This is a genomic window from Sphingopyxis sp. GW821-FHT12F08 (genome assembly GCF_058806755.1).
The window spans coordinates 43,249-59,678 of the sequence record NZ_JBXAQA010000006.1; the positions used below are offsets into that span (position 1 = coordinate 43,249).

Consider the following 16,430-nt stretch of genomic DNA (forward strand, 5'->3'; position numbering starts at 1 on the left):
CCTATTCCGCGGGCGGGGTCCACAGATCGTCGTTGCCTGCTCCGGTCACCGGATCGTCGAGCAGCGGCTCGCCGGTCAGCGGGTCGAGGTCGCGCATCGTGATCAGCGGGGTCGGCAGGCTCATGCCCTCGGCATCGTCGCCTTCGCCTTCCTCATCCTCGTCGTTGATGACGTCCTGGACCGGGAAGGAGGATTCGAATTCGAGGAAGGCGCAGGTCGTCGAACTGACGATCAGGCACCCGTTCATCGTCGACCCCGAGTCGAAGGCGAGGCCGCTGCCGCTCAATGGTCCGCTGCCGATCACGAAGCCGTCGATCGACAGCAGCGGGATCGCGTCGAGCCCGGTGACCTGGCCCGACGGGCCGAGGTGCACGCCGTTGATCACGATGCGGCTGTCGGCGCCCTCGACATTCACGTTGAGCCCGAGCGCGCCGAAGGTCAGCCCGCGGCGCTGCGCGAAGCGCGTGCCTTCGCCGCTGTTCTGGACATAGAAGCCGCCTTCCACCGTGACGTCGATGCCGCCCGCGTAGAGCGCGCCGTCATTGAGCAGGATGCCGTCGTTCTGGCCGAGACGCTCGTCGATCGCATCGATGTCGGTCGCCGCCGCGACGTCGGCGATCGCGTCGGCGGTCGCGACGATCACATCCTCCGATTCGAGGAACAGCATGCCGCCCGGGGTCGAGCTTCCGCTGCTGCTGCTGCCGCCGGTCAGCCGGATCGTGCCTTCGCCCAGGATCACCTCGATCGAATCGCCGGCGCTGATCCGGAAGGCGTTGGCGTCGGTCATGCCGGTGATCGCGGCGTCGCCGATCACGCGCGCCTTGCCCTGCGTCGCGATCGTCAGCGAGCCACTAGCACCGAGGTTCGAGGTCGGCCCGCCCGCGGTCATCGTGAAATCGTCGATGACGACGGCGGGAGGCGTGCTGCTGCCGACGCTGGCGATCGGCGGGCCGCCCGGCGCCGCGGCGACGAAGCCGCCGTTATTGCCGCCAAGGTCGGGCGCGAGGATCGTGATGTCGCCCGCGAACAGCCGCGTCATTTCGGTCTGGTCGATATGATAGCCGGTGCGCGTGCCCGTACCGCCGATATAGGTGACGCTATCCTCGTCGATGTTGCGCACTTCGAGCGACTGGGTCGTGCCCTGCGTCCCGAGGCGGCCCGCCGAGCCGATCGTGATGTCGCCCGATGCGACGATCATCGAACGGCCGACGACCGGGCCGTTGACGGTCAGCATGTCGCGCGCCTGCACGCCCAGCTGGTCGTCGGCGGTGACATTGCCGAGCGTCATCGAGGTGTTGGCGCTGAGCTCGACGTCGCCCGCGCTGAGCTGGGTGACGCTGAGGCTGCCGTCGCTGCGGATCAGCGCGCGCCCGGCGACCGAGCCCGCAGTGACCGAGACATTGCTGCCGCCGAAGATCGTCGCGTCGCCGACGTCGGTCGCGATATTGGCGAAGACCGCATTGCCGCCGACGCCGTTCACCGAAATGCTGTCGCCGACGAGGCTGATCGGCCCCGCCGAGCTGAGCGTGCCGACCGTGATCGCGCCGGTGTCGGCCGCGATATCGGTCGTGCTGCCGCTGACCACCGTGTTCACATTGACGCCGTTGGTCCCGGCCAGCCTCGTCGTGCCGCCCGTGCCGCTGACGGTGCGGGAGAGCGCGATGCTGTCGCCCGCCGACAGCGCCAGGTTGCGGCCTGCGGCGACCGCGCCGCCGTCGATCGTCGTCGCCGAGCGGACGCCGAGGTCGCGGCCCGCGTCGAGCATGTCGATCGGCGCGTTGTTGGGTGCGGTCAGCGCGGCGATTTCGACCGTCGTCGCGGTGATGTCGATGTCGCGCCCGGCGCTCGCCGGGGTGGCGACGGTCAGCGTGCCGTTCGCGTCGACGACCAGGTCGTCGAAGGCCTCGACCCCCGTCAGGATCATATTGCCGCCACTGGTGCGGATATTGGAACCGCCGCCGGTCACGCCGATGCCGAGCGTCCGCGCGCCGTCGAGGTTGATCGCCCGGGCGGCGACCAGCAGGATGTCGTCGGCCGCCGACAGGCCGGTGGCGTTGATCGCGCCCTCGCCCGAGGTCATGACGATGTCCGATCCGTCGACCGCGCCGCCGCCGCCTTCGCCCGCGCTGATCGTGAAGCCGTTGGCGCCATAGTCGAGGATGAAGCCGTCGGTCCCCTGTCCGGTCGCGCGGACGTTCGAGGCGGTGATGTCGCCGACCGAGCGGATTTCGAGATCGTCGCCCGCGGTGACATTGGTAAGCGCGACGCCATTGGCGCCTGCGACGGGCAGGAGCACATTGCCGAAGCCGCCGGTGCGCACGAGCAGATCCTCGCCCGCACTGACGTTGGTCAGCGCGGCTGCACCGAGCGCGTTGATCCCGAGCATGCGGGCCGCGCTGCTGTTGGCCAGCACCACGTCGCCCTCGGCATCGATGAACAGATTGCCGTCATAGACGAAGCCGTCGGGATCGGTGGCGCCGCCGAGCGCATTGGCGGTGACGTCGATGTCGCCGAGCGCGAACATCCTTATGTCGCCGGTCGAGCTGAAATTGCCGCCGATGTTCCCGCTGGCCTCGACGATCATGCGCTGGACGCTGTTCACCGTGTCGAACGCCGCGTCGCCGCCGGTGGCAAAGGCCTCGAAGCTGCCGCCCGCGTCGATCGCGCCGCTGATCGTAATGCTGTTGCCCGAAAGGCCGATATCGTCACCGGCGTCGATCGAGACGCCGCGGATACCCTCGGCCCCCGGCGCGCCGCCGTTCGCGGCCAGGCTGACAACCAGCCCCGCGTCGAGTGCGTTGAAGTCGATCGATTGCGCGAGGACGATGATGTTGCCGCCCGCGGTCGAATTGCCGAGGTTCGCCGCGCCGCTGGTCGTGATCTCGATATCGTCTTCGGCGATGATCGAGTTGAGCCCGGTGGTGAAGCTGGTCGCGTTGACGACATAATCGCCCGCGGCCTCGCCGTGGCCGACATCGACATGGCCGGCGAGGTCGATGGTGACGTTGCTGCCGGTCTCGCCCGCGTCGGGATCGTCGCCGGTCGCGTCCATGAAGGCGACGCGGACGTCGCCGCTGCCGCGGATGTCGATGTCGTCGCCCGCGACCAGCCGGTCGAAGTCGCCGCCGCCGGTCGTGGTGATGAAGATGTCGCGGTCGGCATCGAGCGTGCCCGCGGCCGAGACCGCGCCGCCGGTCGCGGTCAGGCCGATATTGCCGGTCTCGCTCGCGACATTGCCGACGGTGACGCTGCTTCCCGTGATGGCGACGTCGCGAAAGGCGGTGATGTCGCCGGTCAGATTGGCGCCGCCGCTGGCTTGGGCCGTGACCGAGCCGAGGAAATCGATCGTCCCGGTCGCGTTGATGTCGCCGGCGGTTGCGGTGAGGTCGAGCGACCCGGTGATTGACGACGAGAGGTCGTTGGCACCCAAATCGATCGAGCTGCCCTGCGCCGTGAAATCCGCGCGCAACGTCACGTCGCCGCCGACCGTGATCGCGCCGCCCGCCTGGATGTTGGCACCACCCCCGCTGATCGCCTGCGTGGCGACCGTTCCGGCGGCGGTAATCTGCATCGCGCCGCCCGAAATATCGCCCACCGCGACGTCGCCGTCGGCGGTCAGCGTCAGCGGTCCGTTGCCGCCGGCACCGATGCGGTTCGCGGTGCCCTGCAGGATGTCGCCCGCCGAATCGACGGTCACGCCGCCGAAGCCGGTGACGTCGCCGCCCAGGTTGACGTCGCCGACGGTCGAGGTGATCGAGACGGGGCCGCCGCGCACGATCTGCGTCGTGACCGTCGTGCCCCGCAGGCTGGCGAGATTCGCCGCCTCGATGATGCCCGTCGTCTCGAGCGTGCCCGCCGAGATCAGGACGATATTGTTGCCGTTGCCCTCATTGTCGATGACGCCGCCGCCGGTCGCCTCGGCATTGCCCACGACGACGCTGCGCCCGCCGGTGATCCTGATGTCGTCACCAGACCGGATATTGGCGACACGCGTGTCGCGCGCCGCCTGGACGGTGATGTCGCCGCCGTCGAGCTGCCCCGCGACGAGCGCATCGCGGCCCGCGTCGAAGAAGATCGTACGGTCCGCGAAGATCCGGTCGTTCGCGTCGAGCAGGATGTCACGCGCGGCGCCATAGCTGATGTTGAAGCCGAAGACGTCGCCGTTGGTGACGATGTCGCCGACGGTCGAGGTCAGATCGACGTCGCCGCCAGCAGTGATGCCGCGCAGGTTCAGGCTGGCTCCGCTGGCGGTTGTATCGCCGCCCGACTGCATCAGGCCGGTTGCGGTCACGATCCCGCTGGCGGTCAGCGCGATGGCGTCACCCGCGTCGGCGGTGGTCAGCGAAATCGGCCCGCCGGTCGCGGTCGCGGTGAAGGAACCGCCCGCCTCGACGTCCTGCAGCGAAATGCTCGTTGCGTTGAACGTGACGTCGCTGGCCGCGAAGGTGCTGCCGGTGACGGTCAGCGTGCCCGTGACGGTGCCCGACACATTGCTGCCGACCTCCTCGCCCTGCGGATTGCTGCCCTCGGCGGTGATCGACGCGATGGTGACGTCGCCGCCGGCGCCGATCGAGACGTCGTCCCCCGCGACGAGCGCGCCCAAGGTGCCGCCGGTCGCGGCGTTGATGAAGACGTCGCTTCCCGCCGAGATCGTTCCGCTCGAATTGATCGCGCCGATGTTCGACGTCAGCGAGACGAACGAGCTGGAGCTGACGTCGGCGACGTCGATCGATCCGCCGATCATCTCGACAAAATTTCCGCCGATGGCGTTGCCGGTGATGGTGATCGCACCCGGGGCGAATACCTGGAGTTCGGCGAGCGTCGTCACATTGCCATTGGCGGTGACGTCGCCGCCGGTCGCGCGCAGGATGATCTGATTGGAGAGGCCGTTGGCGTTCAGGATATCAACGCTGCTGCCCTCGATATACATGCCGCCGCTGGTGATATCGCCGGCGACGTTCACTGCGCCCACGGCGTCGATGAAGGTGAAGTCGGCGTTGATCGCGCCGGTGTCGACGGTGCCGCCCGCGGTCAGCCGCGTCTGGCCCACGGTATTGGTCGCGCCTGCGATGGTGATGCTGCCGGGGGTGGTGATGTAGGCGCCGGAATTATCCGCCTCATTGTCGGGACCGCCAGCGGTCGTCAGCAGCGTCGCGGCGGACACGTTGCCGTTCGCAGCGATGCGGATATCGTCGCCTGCCGACAGGTCGGCAAAGACGCCATCGGTGGCAGAGTCGATCGTCAGATCAAAGCTGGCCGACAGCGCGCCGATCGCGCTGATCCCGCCCGCGGTCGATTCGAGGATGATGTCGGTGCCCGCGGTGATCGATTCGAGGTCGAGGCTGCCGCCCGTGATGTCGGTGACGAGTCCCGAACGGATCGTGCCGGTCGTGGTCACCACGCCCGTCGCGGTCATCGTCAGATTGTCGAAGGCGACGACATTGTTCGCGTCGATCACCGGCGCGGTCAGCGCGATGTTCGACTGGTTCGCCATCGAGCCCGCGATCATGAAGCTGTCGGGGCCGCCCGCCGCCGGCGTGCCATAGGAGAGGGTGCGCGTGTCGACCCCGGTGCCGAAGGTCTCGATCCCGTTGACGGTGGCCGAGGTGCCGCCCTGCACCGCCATATCGTCGCCGGCGCCTGCATTGACCACGCTCGCGTCGGTGCCGGCGATGACGAGCATATCCTCGCCCGCGGTCGAATTGGCGACGGTGGCTGACGTACCGGCGCGCGCGCCGAACATCGTCGCGGCGCTGCTGCCCGACAGATTCAGCTCGTCGCCGGCGATCGCGAAGACATAGCCTTCGGACAGACTGCCGTTCTGGTCGACATAGCCGCCGTTCGCGACCGCCTGGCCGTTGATGTCGTCGCCCGCGCGCAGGTTGACGTTGCCGCCCGCGATAAAGCTGCCGCCGATGTCGCCCGCCGCGTCGACGACGATATTGCCGTCGACTTCGGTCGCGGCGATGCGGACATCGCCGTCGTCGGTCGCGGCGAAGACCGACCCGCCGCTGCGCACCACGCCGTCGACCCTTACGACGTCGCCGATCAGCGTGATGTCGCCGCCCGCGGTGATGTCGACCCCGCCGATCCCCTCGGCGCCATCGAGGGTGCCGGTGGCGTTGAGGCCGACGGTGGTGCCCGCGTCGATCGCGTTGAACACGATCGACTCGCCGGTCACCGCGATGAAGCCGCCCGCCTGCGAATTGCCGAGGTCGACCGCGCCCGTCGAGGCGATGTCGATATCGCCGCCGGTGATGATCGTGTCGAGCCCGGTGGTGAAGCTGCCGACGTCGGCGGTGAAGTCATTGTCGGCCTCGGCATGCTCGACATTCGCCGCGCCGGTCGTGCCGATGACGATGTTGCTGCCGTCGAGCTCGGAATCGAGCCCGAGGCCGGTGGTGATCAGATTGCCCGCGACGACGGTGCCGCCGCTGAGGCTGATGTCGTCGCCGGCGGTCGCATCGTTGATCGCGACTTCATCGCGCGCATTTGCGGTGAGGTCGATGCCGCTGGTCGTGCTGCCATAGACGTTGATCCGGCCGAACTGCGCGAGCAGCAGGGTCAGCGTCGCGGCGTCGAGCGAATCGACGTCGATCGCGCTGTTGAGGCCCGTCACGGTCATCGACAGGCTGGTGCCCGCGCTGACCAGGCTGCCCGGGGCGCTGCGGATCGAATTGACCGCGGTGAGGGACGCGCTGCCGCCGGTCTGGATCGTCGGCGCGGTGCCGGTGCGGAAATCGTGGCGGATATCGACCTGGTCGTCGACATTGACGGTCAGGTTGCCGCCGACGTTGAGCTGGCCGTCGCCCTGCGCATAGACGCCGAGCGAGCCGCCGGTAGTGAGCGTGACGGCGCCGTCGGTCTGGATCGTTCCGCCCGTGACATCCAGAAAAATGCCGTGAGGTGCGGTGTCTGTGTCGTTGTTGGTCGGCGTTGCGGCGCCGAGCGCTTCCGCCGTCAGGCTGGCGAGGCGGATGGTGCCCTGACTCAGCAGTTCGATCCGCCCGGCAACGTCGCCGTTGGCGGTAATGCCGGTATCGCCCAGATTGATCGTTCCCGCGCCAAGGCTTTGAAGCTGGACCCGGCCGCCGATCGTGCTCGTAATTCCGCTGCTGCCGATCCCGCCCGGTCCCGTTCCCGGCGCGCCGCCGACGCCCGCAGTGCCGCCAACGTCGAGCGCCACCGATGCCCCGCCCGAGGAGATGGTGCCGCCCAAATCGGTGGACAGGCGCACCGTGCCGCCGAATCCGAACCCGCCGAGCCCGCCGTCGCCGCCGACCCCGCCGATCACGATGTCGTCCATCGTACCGGGCATGCCATCAGGGCCGGGCAGGGTGATGGTACCCGGATTGTCGGCGCCGGCGCCGCCTTCACCGCCGGTGCCGTTGCTGCTCAGCGCGACGACGCCACCTGTCGGTGCGAGATCGATCGTGCCGCCGTTCGCCGCGATTTCGATCGTGCCGCCGCCGCCGTCGCCGCCGCCGCCCCCGCGCGGGCCAAAGAGCGGCGTGTTGCCTGGAAGGAGTGCTGCGTTTCCTCCGATGCCGCCGGTCGCGGTGGTGATGAAATTCGCCTGGGTGACAACCGCATGGGCGCCCGGCCCGTTCGCCGCGACGCGCGCCGTCCCGCCATTGGCGCGGCCGCCGAAACCGCCGTCGCCGTCGAGACCGTCGCCGCCGGACCCGCCCGCGGCGCTTGCGTCGAGCACGACGCCGAGCGCGCCCGCATCGAAATTGGTGACGATGACCTGCGCGGTGCCGCCAAGCGCCTCGCCGCCATTGCCGCCGGCATTGCTGGTCCCGCCGATGCCGCCCGCGCCGATCGCGAAGGCGCCGACCGTGCCCCCCGCGGTGACCGCGGTGGCGAGCTCGATCGTCGCCGTGCCGCCCTGGCCGTTGCCGCCGTTGCCGCCGACGGCGCCGCCGCTGACGGGCAGTGCGTTGAGGTCGTTGAGGTTACCGCCGAAGCCGCCGAAGCCGCCGGCGTCGGCGGTGATGCCGCCCGTGTTGAGCGTGCCTTGGGTCAGGTTGATCTCGGCGGTGCCGCCGAGCCCGTCGCCGCCGTTGCCAGCGTTGCCGAGCGTGCCGTTCACCGAGATGAAATTGCCGCCGTCGCCGCCGATGCCCGAGGCGAAGGCGTTGAGCGTCGTCGTCGTGACCACAGCGGTGCCGTCGAGGTTGATCGTCGCGGTGCCGCCCTGGCCGTTGCCGCCCGACTGGGCTGCCGTGGGGTTCAGTGGATCATTGTCGTCGCCGGTCAGGCCGACGCCGCCGACGCCCGCCGCGACCGCGCTGATATTCGTCGCGTCGAGCGTGCCGCCGAGCAGGTCGATCGTTGTGGTGCCGCCGAAGCCCGCGCCGCCGGTCTGGATGGGCGCGCCGCTGCCGCCGAAGCCGGTCGCCGAGACGACGAGGTCGGTGAGGTCGACGTCGCCGCCGGTCTGGGTATAGATGGCCTGGCCGCCGCGCCCCTCGCCGGTGTCGCCGGTAACGATGCCGCTGAAGCCGTCGGCCGAAATCAGGAGCGAACCGCCGGTGAGCTGGCCGCCCTGGACATCGACGGTGACGTCGCCGCCATTGCCTGCCGCGGTGCCGCGCAGGCTGGCCGCACCCTCGAACGGTGCCGCCGCGCGCCCGTCGGCGGCGGCGAAGATGTCCAGGAAGCTGAGCAGGCTGGGGTTGAGATTATTGTCGAGCAACTCGAAGCGGATGCTGCCGCCGAGGCCGAGGACGATATTGCCCGCGCCGCTGGTGTCGCCGCCGGCGATGCCGGTCGCCGAGAAGAAGCTGGTGTGGGCGAAGCTCATCGTGCCGCCGTCGATCGTCGCGCCGATCCGCCCGGCGTTCGCCGCGGTGCCGCCCTGCGACACGCCCGCCGCGGCATCGACCGAGAACAGGCTGGCGCCCGCGCTGTCGTTGGCGCTGAAGACGCCGGTGTTCGCGACGCGGAAATCGATCGTGCCGCCGCGCGCGAGGCCGCTGGTGCCGCTCGTATTGTCGGTCGCCGCTTCGGCCGAGACGGCGTAGGAGCCCGCGACGATCGTGCCGCCGTCGGCGACGAAGTCGATATTGCCGCCAGTGTTGCTGCCGGTGCTGAGCGGGATGCTGGTGCTGAACTGGCCGGCGTCGGCGCTGACCTGGAAATCGGACTGCGCGCTGATGGTGCTGTTGCCGCCGCTGCCGATCGCGGTGATCGTGATGTCGCCGCCGACGGCGTTGCCGCGATTTTCACCGACGCCCGAATCGGCGCTGGCGTCGAGCTGGATCGAGCTGCCCGACAGCAGGCCCGATCCGCCGTTGACATTGATGTCGATCGTGCCGCCGTCGCCATTGCCCGAGGTGCCGGTGGTGAGCGAGGGGGTGGTCGATCCGGCGCCGAAGCCTCCGGCGTTGACGAGCAGCGAGCCGACGTTGAGCGCGATGCCGCCGTCGACCGTGATATCGACGTCGCCGCCGTTGCCGTCGCCGCCCGCGGCATTTTCGCTGCCGCCGGCGCTGCCTGCGCCACCGCCCGTACCGCTGGCGTCGAATTCGGTCGTGCCGAGGTTGGCGACGCTGGTTGCCGCGGCGTTGAAATCGATCTGGACGCCGCCGCCCTGGCCGGTGCCGCCCGCCGCGGTCACGAAGGTGCCGAGCGTCGGGCTCGACAGGTTGCCGCCGCCGGTACCGCTGGCCGAGACATTGGTCAGCGGCGAGGTGATCGACGAGCGCACGCCGCGTTGCTCGAGCCGCGCGATGCCGCCGATTCCGTCGCCCGACTGGACGTTGCCGACCTGGCCGTTGCCGTTCGCCGCGATGGTGATCGAGGTGCTGGCGGTCAGGCCCGCCGTGTCCTGGACGCTGATCGTCGCATTGCCACCGGTGCCGCTGCCGCCCTGGTCGGCGGCGACGTTCACCGCGACGATGCCGCCGCCGCGGCCATTGGCCTGGACGTTGATCGAATTGCCGTTGAGCACGCCGCCGCCGGTCAGCGTGATCGAGGCGGTGCCGCCGGTCGCGTCGCCGCCGGTGCCCGCCGTGCCGACGATCGCGTTCGCCGATGCCGCGACATTGACGTTGCCGATCACCGTCGCGTTCGCCGTGCCGCCGATGGTCAGGCTGGCGGTGCCGCCGGTCGCATCGCCCGTCACCGCGTCGGGCGCGCCGGGCGCCTGGACCAGCAGATTGCCGCCCGCGACGAACTGGCCGCCGGTCATCGTCAGGCTGGCATTGCCCGGCACCGCGCCGACCCCGGTCGACAGCACCGCGAAATTGCCCGTCGCGCCGACCAGCTGGTTCGCGCCGACATTGACCGTTGCGCTGGCGTCGCCGACGAAGGTCGCATTGCCCTGGACGATCAGCCGGCCGAGATGCGGCGGCGGCGCGACGACGACGGGGCCGCCCGCCGGGAGCGTCGCGAGCGGTCCGGCGACGAGGGCGCCGCTGGCGCGCGCGGTGACGCTGCTCTGGAAGATGGTGTCGGCGATGGTGATGTTCGCGGCGGTCGTGTTGACCGGCGCGGCCGCGAGCGCGCCGCCCGCGATATTATAGCCCGCCGACAGCACGACCGCACCGTCGGGGTCCATCTGTGCGACCGCGGCATCCTGATAGCCGAGCTGGCCCGACACCAGCATGGTAACCGCGTCGTTCTTCGGGATGGCGACCAGATAGACGCGGCTCTGGTCGGTGTCGCCCTGCGCATGCGACGGGCCGCTGGTGATGCCCGTGTGGGTGATGGCGTTGCCGCCCTCGGCGCCGACGGTGACGTTGATGTCGAACAGCCCGTTGTTGATCGTAATGTCGGCCTGTTCGGCGGCGACGAGCGCCGCCGAGCCGTCGACGTCGATGATGCCGGCCTGGGCGATGCGCGGCGCGACGAGTGCGATATAGCTGCTGCCCGGATTGCCGGCATTGGCGGCGCCGATGAACGCGCCGCCGGAAATCTCGATCGCCGAGGTGCTGCCCGAGGCGCCGCGGAAGCGGATCTCGCCGCCGGGGCCGAACAGGCCGCCGCTGGTGTCGATGTCGTTGGCGGTCAGCACCAGGCTGCCGACGTTGATCACCGCGCGCGCGCCGATCAGGATGCCGCCGGCATTGTAGAACCAGATATTGCCGCCCTGCGTCGCGGGCACGCCCGCCGGCCCGTTGACATAGCTGTTGACGTTGCCGTTCAGCGCGATCTGGCGGCTGATCGGGATCGGCAGTCCGGTGAGCGGGTTGATCGCGATGAAGCGGTTGAGGACGGTGTAATTGCCGTCGCCGAAAAATTCGAGGGTGTTGGTCGCGGGCAGGAAATCGATCGGCGCGCCCGCGGGCGCAGTGTCGGTCGGGGTCCAGTTGATGATCGTCTGGGCGCCGTTTGTGCTCACCCTGGTCGTGCCTGGCACGGTCGGCGCGATCGTCGCGGTTCCCAGACCCGGCCCCGCCACCACTTGCCCGGACCCCGCAACCCCCTGCGCGAGTGCCGGCCCGCCGAGTGCGAGCGCCGCCATGCCCGCCGCGATCGCACAGCTGGTCAGCAGCCGCTGCTTGCCCTTGCGGAAGGGTGAGGTCGAACCGGTGGTACGCATGGCGAATGTCCTCGAAACGAAGCTCATATCAGCGCGCCTTCACGCCGAACTGGGTAGTAAAGGAGAGCAGGAAGCGCGGGTCGGGCTTCTGCGCCAGGAATCCCGCGCGGTTCAGCGGCACCGCGACGGTCAGGTCGAGCCGCCCGACATCGCCATAGGCGAGGCGGAGGCCGCCGCCCGCCGAATAAAGTTTCTGCGGATTGAGCCCCGCAAAGGCCAGGTCCTTGTTCCACACCCAGGCGGCGTCGAAGAAGACGAAGGGCTGGAGCGCGCCGCTTTCGGTATTTGCGGGGACGAGGCTGCCGTAGCGCGCCTCGAGCGACACCGCGACGCCGCTGTCGCCGATCACCGTGCCGGGATCGAAACCGCGCCCGACGGTGAAATTGCCTCCCGAAAACTCCTCATAGGCGAGCAAGGGATCGCTCGCCCATTGCGCGCGCGGTGCGACCGACAGGGTGAAATCCTTGACCGGGCGCCATTCGGCGACCGCGTTGGCGCGCACGAGGAAGGCGTCGGGCTTGCCCTCGACGCGGGTCAGCGGGATCGCGCCGGGCAGGAAACAGGCGGCGCCGGTCGGCCCGCAATCGTTGCTGGCGCCGAGGAACTTCACGCCCTGCCGCGCCTCGAGCGAGCCGCCGAGATACCAGCGCGGCTCGGCGGGGCTGTAGCCGCTGCGCCCCGCGACCGACGCGGGATCGATGAAGCTGGCGTCGGCGCGCAGGTTGAACACGCGCAGCCGGTCGCGGTTGATCGCCACGCCCCCGACCGCGATGTCCTGGTCGATCAGGTCGAACCCGCCGCCGATGGTCAGCCGCCGCGCCTGCGTCAGCACCAGCGGATAGGCCGCGAACAGGCTGACGATCTGCGTCTCGGATTTGATCGCCAGCGCCGCGACGCTCGGCCGCGTCCAGGCATAGGTATAGCTCGCGCCGAACTTCAGCCCCTCGTCGCCGACGCGGAACTCGTGCGCGACCTGCGCGACATTCTGTTCGTCGAAATCGGGGGTGGAGTAAAAGCTGACCGTGGTCATGTCGCCCATGCCGGTCAGCCCGAAGACGCGCGCACGGGCGATGCCGCCCCAGCGGCCGACGTCCTTCGACCCGAAATTCTGGATGTTCATGTCGAGGATCGCGGCGGTGCGGTCGACCGTCACCTCGCCGACGACCTCGCCCGGCGCGCCGCCGGGGCGCAGGGTCAGCCGCGCCGACAGGCCCGGGATGTCGCGCGCGAGCAGCAGGTAGCGCTCGGCATCGACGATGTTGAACACCGGCTGGTCGTCGAGGTGCGAGAGGTAGCGCTGGAGCAGCCGCTCGTTCGCGCCGGCGTCGCCGCGCACCTCGATGCGGCTCATCCGCGCGGCGAGGATGTCGAGCCGGACGATGCCGTCGTCGCCGATCGTCTGCGGCGGGACGCGCACTGCGGCGAGATAGCCGCGCGCACGCAGCATCGTCGCGGCGCGGTCGCGGATGTCGCAGACCACCGCGATCGGCAGCTCCTGCCCGACGCGGTCGGACCAGGCGCCGCCCAGCATCGCCGGATCGATCCCCTCGACGCTGGAGAATTGCACGCTGCGCAGCGTGATGCGGACGTTGGCGAACTCGGGATTGGCGAGCGGGCAGGGCGCGCGCTCGATCGCATCGTCGGCGGCGAGGATCTGTTCGCTGGGGGCGGGCGCCGCGGGCGGGGCGGGGCGCTGGATTTCCTCGCGCGTCGGGATCTGCGGAGTCGCCACCTGAGCCTGGGCATGCACCGACAGGATCGCGAGGATCAGCCCCGATCCGGCGAGGAGCGACCTCATCGCGCGCACGCGACTCGCCTCGTCCGCCAGCTGCAATTGCCCCTTGCCGTTCATTGCCACCCCTTGCGTTCGAACCCGCCCGGCGTTGCCGCCGCGCGTCAATTCATAAGGCACCGCCCGCGGGCGGACTGTGCGAATTTTCGACCCAAGGAAAGGACATGCCGCTCGAACGGCAGCTTTTCATCCCATTGTTATCAGATGGATCGGGCGGGGACAATGGCTCCCGCCCGCTCTGCTCAACCGTCTGCCGCTTCTGCCTCCGACATCGCGTCGACCAGCCGGTCGAGCTGCGGCGTGCAGCCCTTGGCCATCAGCATCTCGGTCGCCGCGTCGGGGGTTTCGGGCATCGCGGCGATCGCCGAGAAGCGCACGGTCACCGGCGCGGACAGCCCCGCCCCCGACATCTGGTAATCGACGCCATATTCGATCGGCAGCGTGTCGGTCGGCCATTTGCGGAACTGCGCGCCGCTGACCAGCGCGACGGTCGCGCTCTGGCTGCCCTTGGCGATGGTCAGCGCGGTGTCGCTCGACATGTCGGGGCGCCACAGCATCAGCGTCGCGGGATCGGCGACGCAGAAGGTGCCGCCGCTGCGATAGTCGAGCAGCCACAGGTTCGGCGCGCGAAACTCGTCGGGCGCCGCCTGCTCGGCCTCGCGCGCGAAACCGCCGCGCGCCCGGGTCGACGGCCCCTTGGCCAGCATGCGCGTCACCGTCGCGCCCATCGACTGGCTGGCCTGGACGGTGGCGCCGGCGGTGAAGGTCCCCTTGCCGCTGAGCGTGCGCGTCTTGCCGCTTTGCATCAGCACGACCTTGTCGCCATCGACCAGGGTCACGCGGTCGCTGGGCTTGAGCTTGGTCCCCGCGGGATATTTCGCCGCGGACGGTCCGGTCGACCGCACGACGATCGACTGGGCCGCAGCGACGCCGGTGACGGCGAGCGCGGCCAGAACGACGGCCCCGGTCAACCCCAGCCGGCGCAGGCGGATGTCAGGACAGGACATAGCTTTCTCCACTTTCGGTCTCGTTCAGACGTTCTATCAAGAACAGGATGGATGTATCGTGACTGAATTCGGCGCCCAATGCTGTGGCGCAGGTCACATAGCGCTTTTTTTCGCCCGACGCATGCGCGGCGACCATTTCGGCGATGCGCGCGCGCTGGTCGGGCGACAGGTCGGGGCGGGGGGTGAAGGTATCGACCGGCTGCGCGCGCCCGCGCAGCGTCACGCGTCCCATCGGCACCAGATCGTCGCGCCGGGCGCGGGCCTCGGCCTCGGCCGAGATCAGCACCCCGGTCTTCAGGCTCTTGTTCGCCGCCTCGAGCCGCGAGGCGGTGTTCATGCTGTCGCCGAGCGCGGTATACTGGATGCGGCCCTCGCCGCCGAAATTGCCGACGATCGCATCGCCGACGTGCAGCCCGACGCGCGTCATGCCGAGCGGCGGGACATCCGCGGCGGCAAGGTCGATGCGGAACTTCTCGCCCGCCTCGTACATCGCCAGCGCCGCCGCCGCCGCCTGCGGCCCGTCGTCGGGGCGGCTGAGGGGCGCCCCCCAGAAGGCGACGACCGCGTCGCCGACGAATTTGTCGATCGTCCCGCCATGACCGAGCACGACGTCGGACAGCCGGTCGAGATATTCGTTGAGCAGCCGCGCGACCGTTTCCGGCGTCGTCGCATGGCTGAGTTTGGTGAAGCCCTCGAGGTCGGTGAAGACGCAGAAGATGTTGCGCCGTTCGCCGTGCAGCGACAGCTGGTCGGGGTCGCGCATGATCTGCTCCGCGACGTCGGCGGGCAGATATTTGCCGAGCGCCGACTGCGCAAAGGCGCGCTGGCGCGACCCGATGGTGCGTGCCGCGGTGCCGACCGCGGCATAGCCGAAGATCCAGCCGAGCGCCTGGCCGAAGGCGGGCAGGTCGGTGGTGTCGACCCCGATCCGCTGGAGCCAGAAGGGATAGGCGAGGAAGAAGATCAGCTGCCCGACGAAGATGACCACCACCCAGCGCGCCTTGAGGTCGATCAGGCTGGTGAGCCCGCCGGCGATCACGACGAGCAGCGCGAGCGACCATAGCCCCCAGCCCGGGACGGGCTTCGACCAGGCGCCGTCGAGCTGCTGCGCCAGCATATGCGCGTGGATCTCCAGCCCCGGCATCGTCTCGCGCTCGCCCGACTGCAGGTCGGGAAGCCGGGTCAGCGGGGTGATGAACTGGTCGGTGTCGATGATGTCGGCGCCGACCAGCACATAGCGGCCACGCACCGCCTCGGCGAAGGCGGCGAGCGTCTCGTCGTCCATCGGCATGCCGAAATTGTCGATCGGCAGGTTGTTGAAGACTTCGACTTCCTCGTTCGCATCGGCGCGCAGCGGCAACAGATAGCGGATATTGCCCTGATAATCGGTGTGCGCGGCGTCGACCGGCGCCATCGCATTGGACATCAGCGGGGGCAGGTGCTTCGGCCGGCTCGGCCATTTGCGCGCGACATTGTCCTCGTCGACCTCGAAGCGCACGCTCGTCGGGTGCGTCTTGGCGGTGCGCACATCGGCCTGATAGGCCTCGAGGAACTTCTGCTGCTCGAAATAGATGGTGTTCTGGTTGGTCGCCTGGTCGGCATAGGCGAGCCAGGTCGGGGTCTTCATCGCCTTGAGCTGCGCCTTCAGCACATCGTCGTCGGGGCGCGGCGAGTCGAACACGATATCGATGCCGATCGCCTTCGCGCCCATCCGGTCGATATTGGCGAGCGCATTGGCGAGCAGGGTGCGGTCGAGCGGCGAGCGGATGCCCGTGTTGAACAGGGTCTGATCATTATAGGTGACCATGACGATGCGCGGATCCTGTTCGACATGTGGCGCCATCAGCGACGCGCGGCTGTCGTAGAGCGCGCGCTCGGCGTCGCCGGCGAGCGGCAGATCCCAGCTCGACCGCGCGACGAACACCGCAGCGGCGAGGAACAGCAGGGTCGCCACCATGCGCCACGGACCGAGCTGCGTCGCGAGCCGGCGCAACTGCTTGCGCAGCGGCACCGCGGTGCGCGTCTCGCTCGCGGCCTCGGCGGCCGGCGCTGTCTCGGTCGTCGGGTTTTCGGTCATCGG

The 16,430-nt window shown here is 69.5% G+C and carries 4 protein-coding genes; all 4 read right to left on the minus strand.

The genetic code is table 11. The features are described 5' to 3' along the window. Nucleotide 1 precedes the first annotated feature (1 nt). The 4 genes from AC1RNQ_RS16295 to AC1RNQ_RS16310 all read right to left on the minus strand — a co-directional run bounded on the left by AC1RNQ_RS16295 (nucleotide 2) and on the right by AC1RNQ_RS16310 (nucleotide 16,427). Entirely contained in the window at nucleotides 2-11,551 is an 11,550-nt protein-coding gene (locus tag AC1RNQ_RS16295; protein ID WP_493172706.1) for a hypothetical protein, read from the minus strand. A 28-nt stretch (nucleotides 11,552-11,579) separates the two neighbouring features. After that, the gene (locus AC1RNQ_RS16300; protein WP_493172708.1) at nucleotides 11,580-13,349 is read right to left on the minus strand and encodes a ShlB/FhaC/HecB family hemolysin secretion/activation protein; all 1,770 of its coding nucleotides are present in this window, start codon (nucleotides 13,347-13,349) and stop codon (nucleotides 11,580-11,582) included. A gap of 236 nt (nucleotides 13,350-13,585) precedes the next feature. Further along, entirely contained in the window at nucleotides 13,586-14,350 is a 765-nt protein-coding gene (locus AC1RNQ_RS16305; protein WP_493172711.1) for a hypothetical protein, read from the minus strand. Beyond that, a complete protein-coding gene (locus tag AC1RNQ_RS16310; RefSeq protein WP_493172713.1) occupies nucleotides 14,337-16,427 on the minus strand; it encodes a CHASE2 domain-containing protein in 2,091 nt (696 codons plus the stop codon). Before AC1RNQ_RS16310 ends, AC1RNQ_RS16305 begins: the two co-directional genes overlap by 14 nt. Nucleotides 16,428-16,430 lie beyond the last annotated feature (3 nt).

Coding starts and splice junctions, on each gene's coding strand:
- AC1RNQ_RS16295 (WP_493172706.1), bottom strand. CDS start 11,551: ATGCGTACCACCGGTTCGACCTCACCCTTCCGCAAGGGCAAGCAGCGG.
- AC1RNQ_RS16300 (WP_493172708.1), bottom strand. CDS start 13,349: ATGAGGTCGCTCCTCGCCGGATCGGGGCTGATCCTCGCGATCCTGTCG.
- AC1RNQ_RS16305 (WP_493172711.1), bottom strand. CDS start 14,350: ATGTCCTGTCCTGACATCCGCCTGCGCCGGCTGGGGTTGACCGGGGCC.
- AC1RNQ_RS16310 (WP_493172713.1), bottom strand. CDS start 16,427: ATGACCGAAAACCCGACGACCGAGACAGCGCCGGCCGCCGAGGCCGCG.